This is a genomic window from Gallibacterium genomosp. 2, from assembly GCF_000771895.1.
GTDB lineage: Bacteria > Pseudomonadota > Gammaproteobacteria > Enterobacterales > Pasteurellaceae > Gallibacterium.
Genome location: NZ_JPXY01000035.1, coordinates 32,551 through 49,232 on the forward strand (window position 1 = coordinate 32,551; position 16,682 = coordinate 49,232).

Annotated in this window: 14 protein-coding genes, 1 pseudogene and 1 riboswitch; of the genes and pseudogenes, 8 read left to right on the forward strand and 7 right to left on the reverse strand. The window is 39.4% G+C overall.

The window, feature by feature from the left end; translation table 11 throughout:
• The first annotated feature begins 11 nt into the window (after positions 1-11).
• From P375_RS07960 to P375_RS07985, 6 genes are all read left to right on the forward strand, one after another.
• Positions 12-1,031, forward strand: a complete 1,020-nt coding sequence (locus P375_RS07960; RefSeq protein ID WP_039135923.1) for a phage portal protein — start codon at positions 12-14, stop codon at positions 1,029-1,031.
• Positions 1,032-1,352: 321 nt separating this feature from the next.
• Positions 1,353-1,574: a hypothetical protein gene (locus P375_RS07965; protein ID WP_013747241.1), complete on the forward strand. Its 222-nt coding sequence runs from the start codon at positions 1,353-1,355 to the stop codon at positions 1,572-1,574.
• A gap of 63 nt (positions 1,575-1,637) precedes the next feature.
• Positions 1,638-1,934, forward strand: coding sequence for an ogr/Delta-like zinc finger family protein (locus tag P375_RS07970; protein WP_230587053.1), 297 nt, complete (start codon positions 1,638-1,640; stop codon positions 1,932-1,934).
• 440 nt (positions 1,935-2,374) lie between these two features.
• Positions 2,375-4,645, forward strand: a complete 2,271-nt coding sequence (gene nrdA, locus P375_RS07975) for a class 1a ribonucleoside-diphosphate reductase subunit alpha (RefSeq protein ID WP_039135924.1) — start codon at positions 2,375-2,377, stop codon at positions 4,643-4,645.
• Between the two features lie 64 nt (positions 4,646-4,709).
• Entirely contained in the window at positions 4,710-5,840 is a 1,131-nt protein-coding gene (gene nrdB, locus P375_RS07980; protein ID WP_013747238.1) for a class Ia ribonucleoside-diphosphate reductase subunit beta, read from the forward strand.
• 144 nt (positions 5,841-5,984) lie between these two features.
• Positions 5,985-6,251 carry a DUF5339 family protein gene (locus tag P375_RS07985; protein WP_039135925.1) on the forward strand — a complete coding sequence of 89 codons (267 nt, stop codon included), beginning with the start codon at positions 5,985-5,987 and terminating at the stop codon, positions 6,249-6,251.
• A gap of 241 nt (positions 6,252-6,492) precedes the next feature.
• On the opposite strand, the gene pta is transcribed toward P375_RS07985, so the two are convergent.
• Entirely contained in the window at positions 6,493-8,631 is a 2,139-nt protein-coding gene (gene pta / locus P375_RS07990; RefSeq protein WP_039135926.1) for a phosphate acetyltransferase, read from the reverse strand.
• 66 nt (positions 8,632-8,697) lie between these two features.
• Positions 8,698-9,903 carry an acetate kinase gene (locus P375_RS07995; RefSeq protein WP_039135928.1) on the reverse strand — a complete coding sequence of 402 codons (1,206 nt, stop codon included), beginning with the start codon at positions 9,901-9,903 and terminating at the stop codon, positions 8,698-8,700.
• Between the two features lie 190 nt (positions 9,904-10,093).
• On the opposite strand from P375_RS07995, the gene yfbV reads away from it, so the two are divergent.
• The gene (gene yfbV / locus P375_RS08000; protein WP_018346632.1) at positions 10,094-10,537 is read left to right on the forward strand and encodes a terminus macrodomain insulation protein YfbV; all 444 of its coding nucleotides are present in this window, start codon (positions 10,094-10,096) and stop codon (positions 10,535-10,537) included.
• Positions 10,538-10,561: 24 nt separating this feature from the next.
• Here yfbV and moaE read toward each other — a convergent pair whose 3' ends face one another.
• The 5 genes from moaE to topA all read right to left on the reverse strand — a co-directional run bounded on the left by moaE (position 10,562) and on the right by topA (position 15,569).
• Complete coding sequence (moaE, locus tag P375_RS08005; RefSeq protein ID WP_039096797.1) at positions 10,562-11,017, reverse strand: molybdopterin synthase catalytic subunit MoaE; 456 nt, start codon at positions 11,015-11,017, stop codon at positions 10,562-10,564.
• A 1-nt stretch (position 11,018) separates the two neighbouring features.
• Entirely contained in the window at positions 11,019-11,264 is a 246-nt protein-coding gene (gene moaD, locus P375_RS08010) for a molybdopterin synthase sulfur carrier subunit (protein ID WP_013747233.1), read from the reverse strand.
• Positions 11,261-11,743, reverse strand: a complete 483-nt coding sequence (gene moaC / locus P375_RS08015; RefSeq protein ID WP_018346635.1) for a cyclic pyranopterin monophosphate synthase MoaC — start codon at positions 11,741-11,743, stop codon at positions 11,261-11,263. The genes moaD and moaC overlap by 4 nt, the downstream gene beginning before the upstream one ends.
• A gap of 22 nt (positions 11,744-11,765) precedes the next feature.
• On the reverse strand, positions 11,766-12,782 hold the full coding sequence (moaA, locus tag P375_RS08020) for a GTP 3',8-cyclase MoaA (protein ID WP_018346636.1): 1,017 nt from the start codon (positions 12,780-12,782) through the stop codon (positions 11,766-11,768).
• A riboswitch (molybdenum cofactor riboswitch) is annotated at positions 12,770-12,900 on the reverse strand. It overlaps the preceding gene by 13 nt.
• 62 nt (positions 12,901-12,962) lie before the next feature.
• On the reverse strand, positions 12,963-15,569 hold the full coding sequence (gene topA / locus P375_RS08025) for a type I DNA topoisomerase (RefSeq protein WP_039135930.1): 2,607 nt from the start codon (positions 15,567-15,569) through the stop codon (positions 12,963-12,965).
• Between the two features lie 261 nt (positions 15,570-15,830).
• Here topA and folM point away from each other — a divergent pair.
• Positions 15,831-16,553, forward strand: a pseudogene (gene folM / locus P375_RS08030) (dihydromonapterin reductase).
• The last annotated feature ends 129 nt before the right edge of the window (positions 16,554-16,682 follow it).

Here is a 16,682-nt window from a genome sequence, read left to right on the forward strand (position 1 = left end):
AAGGAAAAACTATGGCTAAATATTATTTAAAACAAAAGCAAAATAAAGCGGTAACGAAACAGATGCCGCAAGCGTTTAATCTTTTCGAGCCGAGCGGACTTGAACATTTAGGGCTTGTTGTTGATAACACCTTAAATTGTTACCTGCCGCCCTATAATCGGGCTATTTTAGCAAAACTACCATATCACAACGCCCAACATTGCGGCATCCTGCAAAGTCGTGCCAATATTGTCAGTGCCGGCTTTGTCGGCGACTTTGTTGATATGAAAACACTCTGCTTAAACCTTATCCAGTTTGGCGATGTTGCCCTACTAAAAATTCGCAATGTGTTTGGTGAGGTTATCCGCCTGCACGTGTTATCGTCCCTCTATTTACGTGTTAAACAAGACGGCAACTATCTCTATTTGCTGCGCAAATCGCTCTACAACGACACGGCGCAATATTACCACTACGAAACAAACGACATTATTTTCCTTAAACTCTATGATCCGCTACAACAAACCTACGGCGCGCCGGATTACGTCGGCGGTATTGAGTCCGCATTATTAAACAGTGACGCCACCATTTTTCGCCGTCGTTACTACTCAAACGGTGCACATATGGGCTTCATTCTCTACACTACTGACCCCGACTTAGATCAAGATGCGGAAGACGCCATCAGAAAAAAAATTGAACAATCAAAAGGCGTTGGCAATTTCAAAAGTATGTTTATCAACATCCCTAACGGCAACCCTGACGGCGTGAAATTAATCTCCGTTGGCGACACCGGCAGAAAAGACGAATTTGACCGCATTAAAAACATTTCCGCGCAAGACGTTTTAACCGCTCACCGCTTTCCACCCGGCTTATCCGGCATTATCCCGAGCAACACCGGCGGATTAGGTGACCCATTAAAAATTTTAGCGGCATACCGCGAAACCGAGGCATACCCACTACAAGATTTTATTGCGGCACAAATCAACAAAGACCCAGAAATCAGCAATAAAAACAAAATCTTATTTAAAAGAGATAAGCAAATAAAGGCAAAATAATTTATTAAGTTCTCAACAAAAAACCGCTAAAAAGCGGTTTTTATTAAAAATCTCTTGCATTTTATTATTATATTGAATATAATAAACGCATCTAGCAAGGGCTAGAAACAGGAACGCCCCGACCTGTTCAGTTACGGGGCATTGAATAGGAATTAGGATTATGCGTCACATTGCTTTAATAATCCTGTTCATTTTACTAATGGCGATTAGCGCAAACGCCTATTAGCAATGAACCAAATCCTAGCGGTTGCTGGCACGACCGCTAGGTAATTCCTAAACACTATAAACAACATAAACACAAAAAGCAAGAGGTAAAAAGAAATGGCAAATAGCAACACCGAACACAGCAAAAAACTACGCGCGAAAACTGCTGCCGCTTACAATAAAAAAGCACTTGAAGAAGGTAAGGTTAAGGCGATTTCACTGAGACTTGATGCCGATCTTGCTACTGAATTCGATGCTGTTTTGTCCGAATTAGCAAGCACCCGACCGCAAGGCATTAAAAAACTTTGTGAAATTTATCGCAACTTAAAAAAAGATTAAGCACCTCAACACTATCTAGAAGTCTATTTTAAAAATAGACTTCTATACGTCTAGACTGCTATAATGGCAAAACAACATTTTACGCTATTGTCTACTATGCCAAAATCATTAACAGTCTTTTGCAAAGTTTGCCATCACAAATCCGCCATTACCAAAACACAAAAAGAACACCCGGAACTTAGCCGCATTTATTGCCAATGTTTAAACCCACAATGTGGCCACCGTTTTGTCCTCAACCTGCAATTTTCCCACTCCACCAAAACATCACAACTTATTGCTAATGATTTAACTTTAACCTTAATTCAACAACTGTCCGATGACGAAAAACGCAAAATTAAACAATTATTAAGCAATCAATAAAAAATTGAACATAAAACCATCAATTACACCGATTTACACCATCAATTATAAATGTTTGATTTAATTAGATTTTAAAGATAACCCGGTCGCACCATTCTTATTTTTAATATCTTATATTTCCAACCCATTTAATATCGTATAGATAGTTTTAATTAATACATTTTTTAATTTAATCATCCTATTCTGATGAATTTTTAGTTATGTTGTTGATTTTAAACGAAATTTATTAAAATTATTATACTTAACCTTGCACTGTTTTCTTTTTGTACGAACAGATTTACGCTCAGATTAAGAAATCCTTTATTTTTAAATAAGTTATTTTTTGTCAATTATAGATCGCTCATTTCAAAAAATTTTTCTGCTTGAGTTTTTCTCTAAACACATTATATTGACAAAAATTTTTTTCAGAATACAACATATTGTGTTAGGGATCTTTATTAATGAATACATCACTTCGAGTAACTAAACGTGATGGGCGTTTAGAGCCTATCGACTTGGATAAAATCCATCGTGTAATTACTTGGGCGGCAGAAGGTTTAGAGAATGTTTCTGTTTCGCAAGTAGAATTGCGTTCACATATTCAATTTTATGAAGGCATTAAAACCTCCGATATCCACGAAACAATCATTAAATCTGCTGCAGATTTAATCAGTAAAGATACTCCAGACTATCAGTACCTTGCTGCTCGTTTAGCTATTTTCCATTTACGTAAAAAAGCTTTCGGTCATTTTGAGCCACCTCGTCTTTATGAACAAGTAAAGCGTTTAGTTCGTATGGGAAAATACGACGCTTCTCTTTTAGTAGATTATTCCCGTGAAGAATGGGATGAAATGGATACTTATCTCGACCATTGGCGCGATATGACTTTCTCTTATGCGGCAGTCAAACAGTTGGAAGGGAAATATCTCGTCCAAAATCGTGTAACCGGTGAAATTTATGAATCTGCACAATTTTTATATATTTTGGTTGCAGCTTCCTTATTTGCACAATATCCAAAAGAAACTCGTTTAAATTATATTCGCCGTTTTTACGATGCAACTTCCACTTTTAAAATTTCATTGCCGACACCAATTATGGCGGGTGTTCGTACCCCAACTCGTCAATTCAGCTCCTGTGTATTAATTGAATGTGATGATAGTCTAGATTCAATTAATGCAACTTCTGCCGCTATTGTGAAATATGTGTCACAACGTGCCGGAATTGGCGTAAATGCCGGAGCTATTCGTGCATTGGGCAGTCCAATCCGTAATGGAGAAGCGTTCCATACCGGCTGTATCCCATTTTATAAACATTTCCAAACAGCAGTGAAATCTTGCTCTCAAGGTGGTGTTCGCGGTGGTGCTGCAACGGTTTATTACCCAATTTGGCACTTAGAAGTTGAAAGTTTATTAGTATTAAAGAATAACCGTGGCGTTGAGGACAATCGCGTTCGTCATATGGATTATGGCGTTCAATTAAATAAATTGATGTACCAACGTTTGATTAAAGGTGCGGACATTACTCTGTTTAGTCCATCTGATGTTCCAGGGCTTTATGCCGCTTTCTTTGCCGATCAAGAGAAATTTGAACAACTCTATCTAAAATATGAACAGGATCCGAATATTCGTAAACGCTCTGTTAAAGCTATCGAATTATTCTCATTATTAATGCAGGAGCGTGCATCAACCGGTCGTATTTATATCCAAAATGTAGATCATTGTAATACTCACTCGCCGTTCGATCCTGCAGTGGCACCGGTGCGTCAATCCAATCTCTGCCTTGAAATTGCGTTACCGACCAAGCCGTTGCAACATATTCACGATGAAAATGGTGAAATTGCGCTTTGTACCCTTTCTGCATTCAATCTTGGTGCATTAAACAATTTGGATGAATTGGAAGATTTAGCTGATTTGGCAGTACGTGCATTGGATGCTTTATTGGATTATCAAAACTATCCAGTGAAAGCAGCTGAAATTGGGGCAATGGGTCGTCGTGCGTTAGGTATCGGTGTTATTAATTATGCCTATTATTTAGCCAAAAACGGTGTGCGTTATTCGGACGGTTCTGCCAATGATTTAACTCACCGCACTTTTGAAGCGATTCAATATTACTTATTGAAGGCATCAAACCAATTAGCAAAAGAGTTCGGACCTTGTAAATTCTTTGATGAAACTACTTATTCCAAAGGTATCTTACCGATAGATACATACAAAAAAGATGTAGATAGTTTAACCAAAGAACCATTGCACTATGATTGGGAGAGTTTACGCAAAGATATACAGGCATTTGGATTACGTAATTCAACATTAACCGCATTAATGCCGTCAGAAACCTCTTCACAAATCTCTAATGCAACCAATGGTATTGAACCGCCACGTGGCTTTGTCAGCATTAAAGCATCGAAAGACGGTATTTTGCGTCAAGTCGTGCCGGATTATGAAAATTTAAGTGAAAATTATGAATTGCTTTGGGATATTCCGAATAACGATGGTTACTTGCATTTAGTTGCGATTATGCAAAAATTTATCGACCAATCCATTTCGGCTAATACCAATTATGATCCGCAACGCTTTGAAGACGGCAAAGTGCCTATGAAAGTGTTGTTAAAAGATTTGTTGACAGCGTATAAATATGGTGTAAAAACGCTTTATTATCAAAATACACGTGACGGTGCCGAAGACAGTCAAGAAGATCTTGATGATGGCTGCGCCGGCGGTGCTTGTAAGATTTAATTCTAATAAAAAGGTCAGTGCTTCTGACCTTTTTATTGTCGGTATCTAATTCGAGGAAATAAAAATGGCTTATACCACTTTTTCACAACATAAAAACGATCAACTTAAAGAGCCGATGTTTTTCGGGCAAAACGTGAATGTGGCACGTTACGATCAACAAAAATATGAAACTTTTGAAAAACTTATTGAGAAACAGCTCTCTTTCTTCTGGCGTCCGGAAGAGGTGGATGTTTCTCAAGATCGTATTGACTATCAGTCTTTACCGGAACACGAAAAACATATTTTTATCAGTAATTTAAAATATCAAACACTGCTCGACTCAATTCAAGGTCGTAGCCCAAATGTGGCATTGTTGCCATTGGTATCCATTCCGGAATTAGAAACTTGGATTGAAACTTGGACCTTCTCGGAAACCATTCATTCCCGTTCTTACACACACATTATTCGTAACATTGTTAATGATCCTTCGATTGTGTTTGATGATATTGTCACCAATCAAGAAATTATCAAACGAGCAAGAGATATTTCGGCTTATTACGATGATTTAATTCGTGATTCACAACTCTACTCACTTTATGGCGAAGGCACTTACACCGTTGACGGTAAAGAATATCAAGTAACATTGCGCAATTTAAAACGCCAGCTCTATCTCTGCTTGATGAGTGTTAACGCATTGGAAGCGATCCGTTTTTACGTCTCTTTTGCCTGCTCTTTTGCTTTTGCAGAACGTAAATTAATGGAAGGCAATGCGAAAATCATCAAATTTATTGCGCGTGATGAAGCACTTCACCTTACCGGGACACAACATATTCTAAATATTATGGCGGCAGGTCAAGATGATCCGGAAATGGCAGAAATCGCCGAAGAGTGCCAACAAGAAGCCTATGATCTCTTTGTTGCTGCTGCCGAACAGGAAAAAGAGTGGGCAAACTATCTGTTTAAAGACGGTTCAATGATCGGCTTAAATAAAGATATTTTGTGCCAATATGTAGAATATATCACCAATATTCGTATGCAGGCGGTCGGCTTACCACTGCCGTTCACCACGCGTTCCAACCCAATTCCTTGGATTAATGCTTGGTTGGTGTCAGACAATGTACAGGTTGCACCACAAGAAGTGGAGGTCAGCTCCTATTTGGTGGGTCAAATTGACTCTAAAGTTGATGTTGATGACTTTGAGGATTTTAAACTTTAATCCTATCTTCTGATAAAGGCGTAGTATTACGCCTTTATTTTTTCTTATATTACCTCGATACTCCATTTTAGTTATGTTATACTTCTCTCGCCTAAATAATAGGCATTTTTCTTATTTGATTTTTACTTAGAAGGAAATCTAACGATGAAAAAATTAATTTTATCATTATCTTTACTTGGCGTAGCGATGAGTGCGTCTGCTGCTGATTTAGCCCCTTCTTGCCAAAAATATTTTGAAGAGTATGAAGGTATGCTTAAAGCAATGCCACAAGCACAAGCTGACGCATATAAACAACAATATGAAGCTGCAAAACAACAATTTGCTGCATTACCTACCTCTGCACAAGATCAAAGTTGTACTCAAGCACTTGAGCAACTAAAACAATCTAAAGCTGCAATGGGCATTAAATAATTAAGATACATTTCTTAATGGCCCCTCGCACATATTTGCCTCAGTGGGGGGGGGTATTTTTCCTAACCTATCATCTATTTCTTTGTTTTATTATCTCCTTTTCTAAGTTCCTTTGATTACTTATTTTTCATCCATCTACAAATCTATTTTTATCTCTACCCTAACCAAATTCAGCAGATAAAAAAATCAGCCAACGATTTACGCCAGCTGATTTCTTTTAATAATAAAAGATAATGAATGATTAGTTTTGGGTTGCTTGAATTGCGGTTAAGGCAATGGTGTAAACAATATCATCCACTAATGCACCGCGTGATAAATCATTAACCGGTTTACGCATACCTTGAAGCATCGGTCCAATAGAGATTAAATCTGCTGAACGTTGTACTGCTTTATAAGTGGTGTTACCGGTATTCAAATCAGGGAAGATAAAGACTGTCGCTTTACCTGCCACCGGTGAATTTGGTGCTTTAGAACGTGCCACATCTTCCATAACTGCGGCATCATATTGCAATGGACCATCAATAATAAGATCTGGACGTTTCTCTTTCGCTAAACGAGTCGCTTCTTTTACTTTATCAACATCCGCACCTTTACCAGAAGTACCAGTTGAATAAGAGATCATTGCAACACGAGGTTCAATACCAAATGCTTTCGCAGAATCTGCTGATTGAATCGCAATTTCAGATAATTCTTCTGCTGTCGGGTTAGGGTTAATAGCACAATCCCCATAAACAAGTACTTGATCCGGCAATAACATAAAGAACACAGAAGAAACTAATGAACTACCCGGCGCAGTTTTAATTAATTGAAGTGGTGGACGAATAGTATTCGCAGTAGTATGTACCGCTCCTGAAACTAAGCCGTCAACTTCATTTGCTTCAAGCATCATTGTACCCAGCACAACGGTATCTTCGAGCTGTTCACGCGCCAAGACTTCTGTCATACCTTTGTTTTTACGCAACTCTACTAAACGAGCCACATAATTTTCACGCACATCGGTAGGATTAATAATGGTAATACCTTTACCAAGCTGTACGCCTTGTGCTTCGGCAACACGTGCAACGGAAGTCGGATCTGCCAACAACACACATTCCGCAATGCCACGTTCCGCACAAAGTGCCGCAGCTTTAACAGTTCGAGGTTCATCCCCTTCAGGCAATACAATACGTTTTTTCGCATTACGCGCTAATTCGGTTAATTGGAAACGGAATGCCGGCGGTGATAAACGATGAACTTTAGAAGTTGTTTCCACTAAAGATTCAATCAACTCTTTATTGAACTGTTGTGCCATATAATCTTTGATGGCTTCGATACGCTCTTTATCATCAATCGGCACTTCAAGATTAAAACTCTGCAAACTTAATGCAGTTTGCCAAGTTGTACCTTCAACACGGAAAATTGGTAATCCGGTTTCAAAAGCACGTTCACATAACTTAGCCACATTATTATCTAAACGGTATCCACCAGTAAGTAACATTGCCCCGATTTCAACGCCATTCATCGCCGCTAAAGCAATCGCTACAACTACATCAGGGCGATCAGCAGAAGTTACCATTAAATTTCCAGCTTTAAGATGTTCAATGACGTGCGGTAAACTTCTTGCACAGAAGGTAATACCACGAATACGACGTTTATTAATTTCACCCTCTTTTAAAATGGATGCGCCTAAATGGCGAGCGATGTCGATTGCACGGCTGGCAACCAATTCCGGATTCCACTGAACACAGGCAAGCACACGAATCGGACTTTTTTCAAAAAGTTTATACACAGTGTGTGCATTAAGATCATTATGTTGGAAAGAATCAAAAATCTCTGCCAAATCCAAACGAGTACGTCCACTTTCGTCTGTCGGTGCATTGAATTTATTAATCACCACACCCAATAAATTCGGGTTATTTTTACCACCGAAAAGAGAGGCTGCCGCTTCAACACGCTCTTTTAGTTCTACTGGTGTATCGGTTGCCGGTGCTGTAACTAAAATAATTTCCGCATCCAATGCCTGCGCAATACGATAGTTAATGCTGTTGGCATAAGAGTTTTTGCGAGTTGGAATTAAGCCTTCGACCACGACAATTTCATTGTTTCTTGCTAAGATTTGATGACGTTCAACAATTTTTTCCAACAATACATCGGTTTGGTTTTGTCCGATCATATTTTCCGCTTCGCTTAATAAAAATGTTTTCGCGGTATCAATAGTTGGGCTTTGATAAAGAATAGACGTGGTTCTATCTAAAGTATCTTCACCACTGATAGGCTGAGAGATCGGTTTCATAAAACCGATTTTTGCACCTTTTTGCTCAAGGGCTTGGATTAAACCTAAACTGACACTGGTCAAGCCAACGCCGGTACTGATTGGAATCAGGATAATAGTTCTTGACATAATAACCTTCTTACTCAGGAATAAAAAACAAACTGCCGATAATTTATCGGCAGTTCAGAAAAACAATTATTTAACGCAAAGACGTGCTGTATCTTGTGCAATCACTAATTCTTCGTTTGTCGGAATTACAATAGCAATAGGTGAATCTTCAGTAGTAATCACACCTTCGTTACCAAAACGCGCAGCAAGATTACGTTCTTTATCAACTTTATAACCAAAAGTTTTTAAATGCGCTAAAGTCAATTCACGAACGTGCGCAGAATTTTCGCCGATACCGCCGGTAAATACGATTGCATCAATCGGTTCACCCACAGCAACCATATAGCTACCGATATATTTTGCTAAACGATAGCAGAAAACGTCTAAAGCACGTTTTGCCGCTTCTTCTTTATCGTAATTATCTTCCGCATAACGGCAATCACTGGTTACTTCGGTTAAGCCTAATAACCCGGATTTTTTGGTAAGAGTAAGCTCAATTTCATCCATACTCATTCCCAATGTTTTTGACATAAAGAATGTGACCGCCGGATCAACATCACCGCAACGTGTTCCCATTACTAAACCTTCTAATGGAGTTAAGCCCATTGAAGTATCAACGCATTTACCGTGACGAATTGCAGAAACTGATGCGCCATTACCTAAATGGCAAGTAATCGCATTAATTTTATCTTCAGCAATATTAAGGCGTTTCGCTGCTTCTTTAGTTACATAATAGTGGCTGGTACCGTGTGCACCATAGCGACGAACACCGTGTTCTTTATACATTGAATATGGCAATGCGTATAAGAATGCTTCTTCAGGGATAGTTTGGTGGAAAGCAGTATCAAACACGACAACATTTTTATCTTTCAATTCAGGGAACATTTTGAAAGACTCTTCAATTCCGATTAAGTGTGCAGGATTGTGTAACGGTGCAAATTGAATTGCTTCACGAATGCCTTCAATAACGCTTTCATCAACAATAGTTGACGCTGTAAAACGTTCACCACCGTGTACGATACGATGTCCGATTGCGGCGATATTCTCTTTTAAAGACGGATCTAATGGGAAAATATGTTTCACGATAAAATCAAGTGCTTCACTATGCGCTGCACCTGCACCCAATTCAGCATTCCCTTTTTCACCGTGCAATTTCCATTTAATACGTGCATCAGGCAAATGGAATGCTTCGGCAAGACCGGATAACTTCTCTTCTCCGCTTTCAGGATTTAAAATAGCGAATTTTAATGATGAACTTCCACAGTTAAGAATAAGAATAAGATTTTGCGTCATTGAAATAACCTATCTTGTTGAATTAAGAGTAATCTGTTTGAATAAACAGGATGATAAATTTTGTGGCGATAGGATACACTGTTATGCGTAAAAAATAAATTTCAAAGCGAATAAAAGCAAAATTTTTTTAATTTTTCAAAAAAAGTGTAACCTATTTGGGTCAGATTGGTTAAAAAAATAGGATTAATTTATGTTCAATATGCTAAAACAAGGTGTTAATTATGCTGCAATGTGGCAAGAAATCAGTCATATCAAAAAGCTGCAAATGATCTTCCCGGAACCTAGAATTATTAAAGCGACAAAATTTTCTCAACAATTATTAATGCCCTTGTTATTGTTAACCCTTGCCTGGCAATATTTTGTCATCGGTTATCATATTGCTTCGTTCGCCAGTACCATTTTGACGATTATTTTTATCATCTCGTTGCCTTTACAAGGTTTTTATTGGTTAGGAAAACGTTCGTTAACGCCATTAAACGAAGGCACCTTGGCGTGGTACTTTAAGATCTATCAAAAATTGAGTTTACAGAAAGCCTTACCGGCAATGGAAACACAACCCACATTTAATGACTTGGTTCGCTTATTGCAACTTGCCGATAAAACGTTAGATCAGGATTTTTGGGAGGAAATTTGATCAAAAAAGAAAGGGAATAACGACTTATTCCCATCTATTCGCTGCTTGTTGGTCAGATTCTCTGCTATCCAGCCAACGATCACCGTTTTTTGTCGTCTCTTTTTTCCAAAACGGCGCTTTGGTTTTTAAAAAATCCATAATAAATTCATTGGCTTGATAAGCACTGCCACGATGGGCGGAGCTGACAGCCACCGCTACGATTTCATCACCGGTATATAATTGTCCGACCCGATGTACGATATAAATACGCTGTAATTGCCAGCGTTGTGCTGCCTGTTCAGCAATTTCTCGGAGTGCTTTTTCCGTCATTGCCGGATAATGCTCAAGATATAAACCGGAAACATTGTCACCTAAATTCATATCCCGCACCTTACCGACAAAAATGACTGTCGCCCCACTCTCTGCAGACGCAGAAGACCATTGATAAATAGCATTTTGATCAAATGGCTCAGTCTGCACGCTAATTTCAATTTCCGCCATTTTAACCTCCGGTCACCGGTGGGAAAAAGGCAACTTCATCTCCTGCTTGCAATGGTGTAGATAACGGCACAATTGATTGATTCACCGCTACCAAAATGCGCCCGGAATTTAAGGCTAATGCCCAACGTTCACCTTTTTCTGATAATGCTTGGCGTAATGCTTCGGCATCTGCATATTTCGCTTCAACTTCGATCGCAGACTCGCCGATTAACTCTCTTGTTTGCGCAAAAAAGACAACTTTAATCATTCCGCCTCCGCTTTAAAATGACCCGATTTACCGCCCAGTTTTTCCAATAAACGAATACCGTCAATTTTCATATCTTTTTGCACCGCTTTACACATATCATAAATGGTCAAAGCCGCTACAGACACCGCCGTCAATGCTTCCATTTCCACGCCGGTTTTTGCGGTCAACTTGCAATAACTTTCAATACGAATGCGATTGTGTTCCGGTTCGGCAAAAAGTGAAACTTCCACTTTGCTCAATAACAACGGATGACATAACGGAATTAACTCCCACGTCCGTTTTGCTGCCTGAATACCGGCAATCCTCGCAGTCGCAAAAACATCACCTTTATGATGTTTCCCCTCTATAATCATCGCTAATGTTTCCGCTGCCATTAACACGTACCCTTCGGCTCGTGCTTCACGTACGGTGTCCGCCTTGGCAGAAACATCCACCATATTCGCTTCACCGGATTGATTAATATGCGTAAATTGACTCATATTGTTCCCATTAAATTCAAAATTAACCGCCGATCGAGGCAAGATGCTGTCTGACGCCGCTATCACCTTGATGTAAAAAGTGATGTTCTCGTTTGCCTTGCAAGGCAGTGATCAAACGTTGTTGCAATTCAGTCTGTTGCTCATCATTTTGTAACCAAGGACGAATATCAATGCCCTCTTCTCCAAACAGACAAAGATGCAGTTTCCCTTTTGCAGAAACCCTTAAACGATTACAGCTGGCACAAAAATCTTTTTCATACGGCATTATTAATCCGATTTCACCAACATAGTCCGGATGCTTGAACACTTGTGCCGGGCCATCAGTATAATGTTTTTGCTGTAATTGCCAGCCCGAAGCCAATAAGCGTTGCTTTAACACCGCACCGGATAAATGATGTTGGTGAAAAAAAGCATCCATTTCGCCGGTTTGCATTAATTCGATAAAACGCATTTGAATCGGTTGATGTTTAATCCACGCCAAAAATGAATTAAAACCGTGATCATTTAAATTTTTCATCAACACTGCATTTACTTTGATTTTTTCATAACCGACTGCAAACGCACGTTCGATACCTTTGAGAATATCATGCAATTTATTCTCTCCGGTAATCAGATGAAAAAGACGCGGATCTAAGCTGTCCACACTGACATTAATTGAATCAATGCCGGCTTGCTTCCAACTCGCTACCTCTTTTGCCATACGGTAACCGTTAGTGGTTAAAGCAATTTTCTTGATCGATTGTTGACGGCGAATCGCCTCCACCACTGCAAGAAAGTCTTTTCTTAATGTCGGCTCTCCACCGGTAATCCGCACTTTTTCCGTGCCTAATTCGGCAAAAGCACTCACAAGACGCGCTATTTCATCAACACTCAGGAACATCTGTTTGTTGCTTGGCGGCTGATAGCCATTCGGCAAACAGTAATTACATTTGAAATTACAGACATCTGTAATAGAAAGACGAAGATAAAAATATTGACGGTTGAATGCGTCAATCAATCGATCTTCGGATGATGTAAACATTTTGATAAGTTGTTGCATAGACACCTTTCTAAATACGAGAGGATAGATCGTTTCCCATCTATCCTTGAACACATTGTGTTGGCATAGCCACCATATCTTACGACTTAGGTAAACTAGCTCGGAGTATGCTAAAAAATTGCTTTTATTGTATTACACTGTTCGGCAGTTGCAATAACCTGTTGCCGTTATTTCACGCAACTATTTTGCTCTTGCCACCCATTTGCCGTCAATATAATCAGCCATCCATTTGGTCGCCTTACCCTCTTTCTCAGAGTTAACATATTGGCGTTTCTCTTTACGGCTAAAACGAATCACCGTCGGATTACCTTCCGGATCTTGCTGCGGTGCATCGGCTAAATACTGCAGTTTTTCCGGCAAACGATCACGATATTGTGCCAATTCCGACACTTTTGCCGGACGAGTTTCCCGAGATTTCGGGAAATTATGCGCCGACATAAAGACACCACTGGCACCGTCACGCAAGACAAAATAGGCATCCGATTTTTCACATTTTAATTCAGGGAACGGTATTGGATCCTCTTTTGGCGGTGCAACTTCACCGTTTTTTAAGATCTTACGAGTATTATCGCATTGTGTGCACGCCATATATTTACCGAAACGGCCTAATTTTAAATGCATATCCGCACCGCATTTATCACACTCAACGACCGGCCCATCATACCCTTTAATTTTAAACTGCCCCTCTTCAACTACATAGCCGTCACAATTCGGGTTATTACCACAAATATGCAATTTACGGTGCGCATCGATTAAATAACTGTCCATTGCCGTACCGCATTTCGGACAACGTTTACGTTCCATTAACGCTTTGGTTTCTGAATTATCATCAAGCACATTCAACAATTCCGCTTCCGGAATTAAATTAATTGTGGTTTTACAACGCTCTTTTGGCGGCAAAGCATAGCCGGTACAACCTAAAAATACGCCGGTACTGGCAGTACGGATCGCCATTGGACGACCACAACTTGGGCAAGGAATATTGGTTTCAACCAAATGATTCGGTTTCATTCCCCCTTCCAATTCGTCCAATTCTGCTTGTGAAAGTTTAGTTGAGAAATCAGCAAAGAATTGATTTAACTGCTGTTTCCAATCTGTTTTTCCTGCTGCAATTTGATCCAATATGTCTTCCATATTGGCTGTAAAATCATAATTCATTAGATCAGGGAAAGATTCATTAAGGCGATCGGTAACAATTTCTCCCATTTTTTCTGCATAAAAACGGCGATTTTCTGTGCGTACATAACCACGATCCTGAATAGTCGAAATAATCGAGGCATAAGTTGATGGGCGACCAATCCCGCGTTTTTCCAACTCTTTAACCAATGCCGCTTCAGTATAACGTGCCGGCGGTTTAGTGAAATGCTGGCTTGGTATTACTTGCGAGAGTGTTAACGCTTCACCTTTTTTCACCTCCGGCAAAACACGATCTTCCGCATTTTTACCAAGTGGCGGCAATACTTTTGTCCAACCATCAAAACGCAATACGCGCCCTTTAACTTTCAAGGTGTAGTCATCTGCTGTCGCCGTTACCGTTGTAGAATCATAATTCGCCGCTGTCATTTGGCACGCCAAGAATTGACGCCAAATTAAATCATAAAGACGAATTGCATCTTTCTCCATTCCTTGTAAATCATCTGCTTTTAACTGAATATCGGAAGGGCGAATCGCTTCGTGTGCCTCTTGCGCATTCTCTTTACTCGAGTAAAAATTCGGCTTTTCCGGTAAATAAGCTGCACTGAAATTATCGGAAATATATGCTCTTGCCATCGTCAATGCATCCTGACTCAAATTAGTCGAGTCGGTACGCATATAGGTAATATAACCGGCTTCGTATAAACGTTGTGCCAACAACATGGTTTTCTTCACGCCAAACCCTAAACGAGTACTGGCGGTCTGTTGCAATGTCGAGGTAATAAAGGGGGCTTTAGCACGTGATTGAGTCGGTTTTGTTTCAACTTCAGTGACAATGTAACGTGAATTTTTTAAGGTTTCCGTTGCTTTGTCGGCACCTTGTTTATCTTTTATTTGCAATGGTTTGGATTGATAATGCGTTACTTCAAAAGGCAATAACTGCTGCTCCGCATTTTTTGTTTCCACTGCGATTTGCCAATACTCTTCCGGTTGAAACGCTTTAATTTCTCGCTCACGCTCTACCAACAATTTTACTGCTACTGATTGCACACGTCCGGCAGACAAACCTCGTGCCACTTTTTTCCATAACAATGGGGACACCATAAAACCAACCACACGATCTAGAAAACGGCGAGTTTGCTGTGCATTTACACGATCCATATTAAGTTGCTCTGGATGACTAAACGCTTGTGTAATCGCATTCTTTGTAATTTCATTGAAAACAACACGACTAAAACGATCATCTTCACCACCAATCACTTCACGCAAATGCCACGCAATCGCTTCTCCTTCTCTATCCAAATCGGTCGCGAGATAAATATGATCAGATTTTTTCGCTAAAGATTTTAATTCACTGACAACCTTTTCTTTGTCCGGAAGAATTTGATAATTTGCTTTCCAATTATGATAAGGGTCAATGCCCATACGTTTCACTAACGCATCGCGCTCTTTCTTTTGTTTAATTTTAGCTTTTTCTTCCGCACTTAATCCTTTTGTGGAAACTGGCTTCGCTTTCTCACCATTGCCACTGCCGGAAGTCGGCAAATCACGAATATGGCCGACACTTGATTTAACAATATAGCTGTTGCCTAAATATTTATTAATGGTTTTAGCCTTGGCAGGTGATTCCACAATAACTAACGACTTACCCATAATTAAACCTAATAAATTCCTCTTATAAAAAACAGACAACTTCTCGTCGCATCAACAGACATTTTTGTCATTTGCTGTGCTGCTGTTATAACCAGTTGATGTGGCGTAGAAGAAAAATTTAGTTGGCAACAATAACAGCAAAAATTGAAGATAACAAGACAAAGCCAACTAAAATCAATAAACTTCATCTCATTTCAGCAAAAAAATAAATTTTCTGATACGATAAACGCCACTCAAAAAAGTGAAATAAGAGAAGAAGTTATGAAAGATGCCATTATCATCACCGGTGCCGGTCGGCGTGTCGGCTATGTTTTAGCACAGCATTTCGCCAAAAAGGGGGAAAATGTCGTGATCTCTTATCGGCACACTTATCATCAGCTGACTCAACTGCCGAAGAGTGTGTTACAACTACAAGCTGACTTTTCTGAATTGAATAATATTGAACGCTTTGTATCACAGATAAAAACACATTGCGAATCCGTTAAAGCCATTATTCATAACGCCTCTGCTTGGTAAGCGGAGCAAAACGCAGATATTTTGCAAGATAGCCGGTTATTTCAAGCTTTAATGCGTATTCACGCTGAATTGCCTTATCTGCTAAATCGTCAACTCTTTCCTTTATTACACGTATCAGCGCAACAACGTCAAGCAACATCAGACATCATTCATATTACCGATTTTGTCGCTTACAAAGGAAGCCAAAAACATCTTGCCTATGCCGCCAGCAAAGCCGCATTAGAAAATTTGACCCTCTCTTTTGCAGCTCAATATGCACCGCTAGTAAAAGTGAACAGCATTGCCCCTTCTTTAATTATGTTTAATGAAAATGATAGCGCAGAATATCAGCAAAAAGCATTGCAAAAATCAGTAATGCAAAAAATAGGCGGTTATGAAGAGATGATTAAAGCGGTCGAATACCTCTTTTCAAGCCAATATATTACCGGAGAAACCATTAAAATAACCGGCGGCAGGCATTTAAAATAGCTTTAATAAATAAGAATAAATCTTGATTGAAATAATTTATTATTTGACAAATAAGAACTATTCTTGTTGTTTATCTAAAATAATAAAAAATATTTTATTTTTATTAAATAAATCGCTAAACTACAGCGG

Bases quoted from the DNA above. Each gene is read 5' to 3' on its own strand.
- P375_RS07995 (WP_039135928.1), bottom strand. From the start codon at position 9,903: ATGACGCAAAATCTTATTCTTATTCTTAACTGTGGAAGTTCATCATTA.
- P375_RS07985 (WP_039135925.1), top strand. From the start codon at position 5,985: ATGAAAAAATTAATTTTATCATTATCTTTACTTGGCGTAGCGATGAGT.
- P375_RS07960 (WP_039135923.1), top strand. From the start codon at position 12: ATGGCTAAATATTATTTAAAACAAAAGCAAAATAAAGCGGTAACGAAA.
- moaE (WP_039096797.1), bottom strand. From the start codon at position 11,017: ATGGCGGAAATTGAAATTAGCGTGCAGACTGAGCCATTTGATCAAAAT.
- P375_RS07965 (WP_013747241.1), top strand. From the start codon at position 1,353: ATGGCAAATAGCAACACCGAACACAGCAAAAAACTACGCGCGAAAACT.
- nrdA (WP_039135924.1), top strand. From the start codon at position 2,375: ATGAATACATCACTTCGAGTAACTAAACGTGATGGGCGTTTAGAGCCT.
- moaA (WP_018346636.1), bottom strand. From the start codon at position 12,782: ATGCAACAACTTATCAAAATGTTTACATCATCCGAAGATCGATTGATT.
- moaD (WP_013747233.1), bottom strand. From the start codon at position 11,264: ATGATTAAAGTTGTCTTTTTTGCGCAAACAAGAGAGTTAATCGGCGAG.
- moaC (WP_018346635.1), bottom strand. From the start codon at position 11,743: ATGAGTCAATTTACGCATATTAATCAATCCGGTGAAGCGAATATGGTG.
- topA (WP_039135930.1), bottom strand. From the start codon at position 15,569: ATGGGTAAGTCGTTAGTTATTGTGGAATCACCTGCCAAGGCTAAAACC.
- yfbV (WP_018346632.1), top strand. From the start codon at position 10,094: ATGTTCAATATGCTAAAACAAGGTGTTAATTATGCTGCAATGTGGCAA.
- nrdB (WP_013747238.1), top strand. From the start codon at position 4,710: ATGGCTTATACCACTTTTTCACAACATAAAAACGATCAACTTAAAGAG.
- pta (WP_039135926.1), bottom strand. From the start codon at position 8,631: ATGTCAAGAACTATTATCCTGATTCCAATCAGTACCGGCGTTGGCTTG.
- P375_RS07970 (WP_230587053.1), top strand. From the start codon at position 1,638: ATGGCAAAACAACATTTTACGCTATTGTCTACTATGCCAAAATCATTA.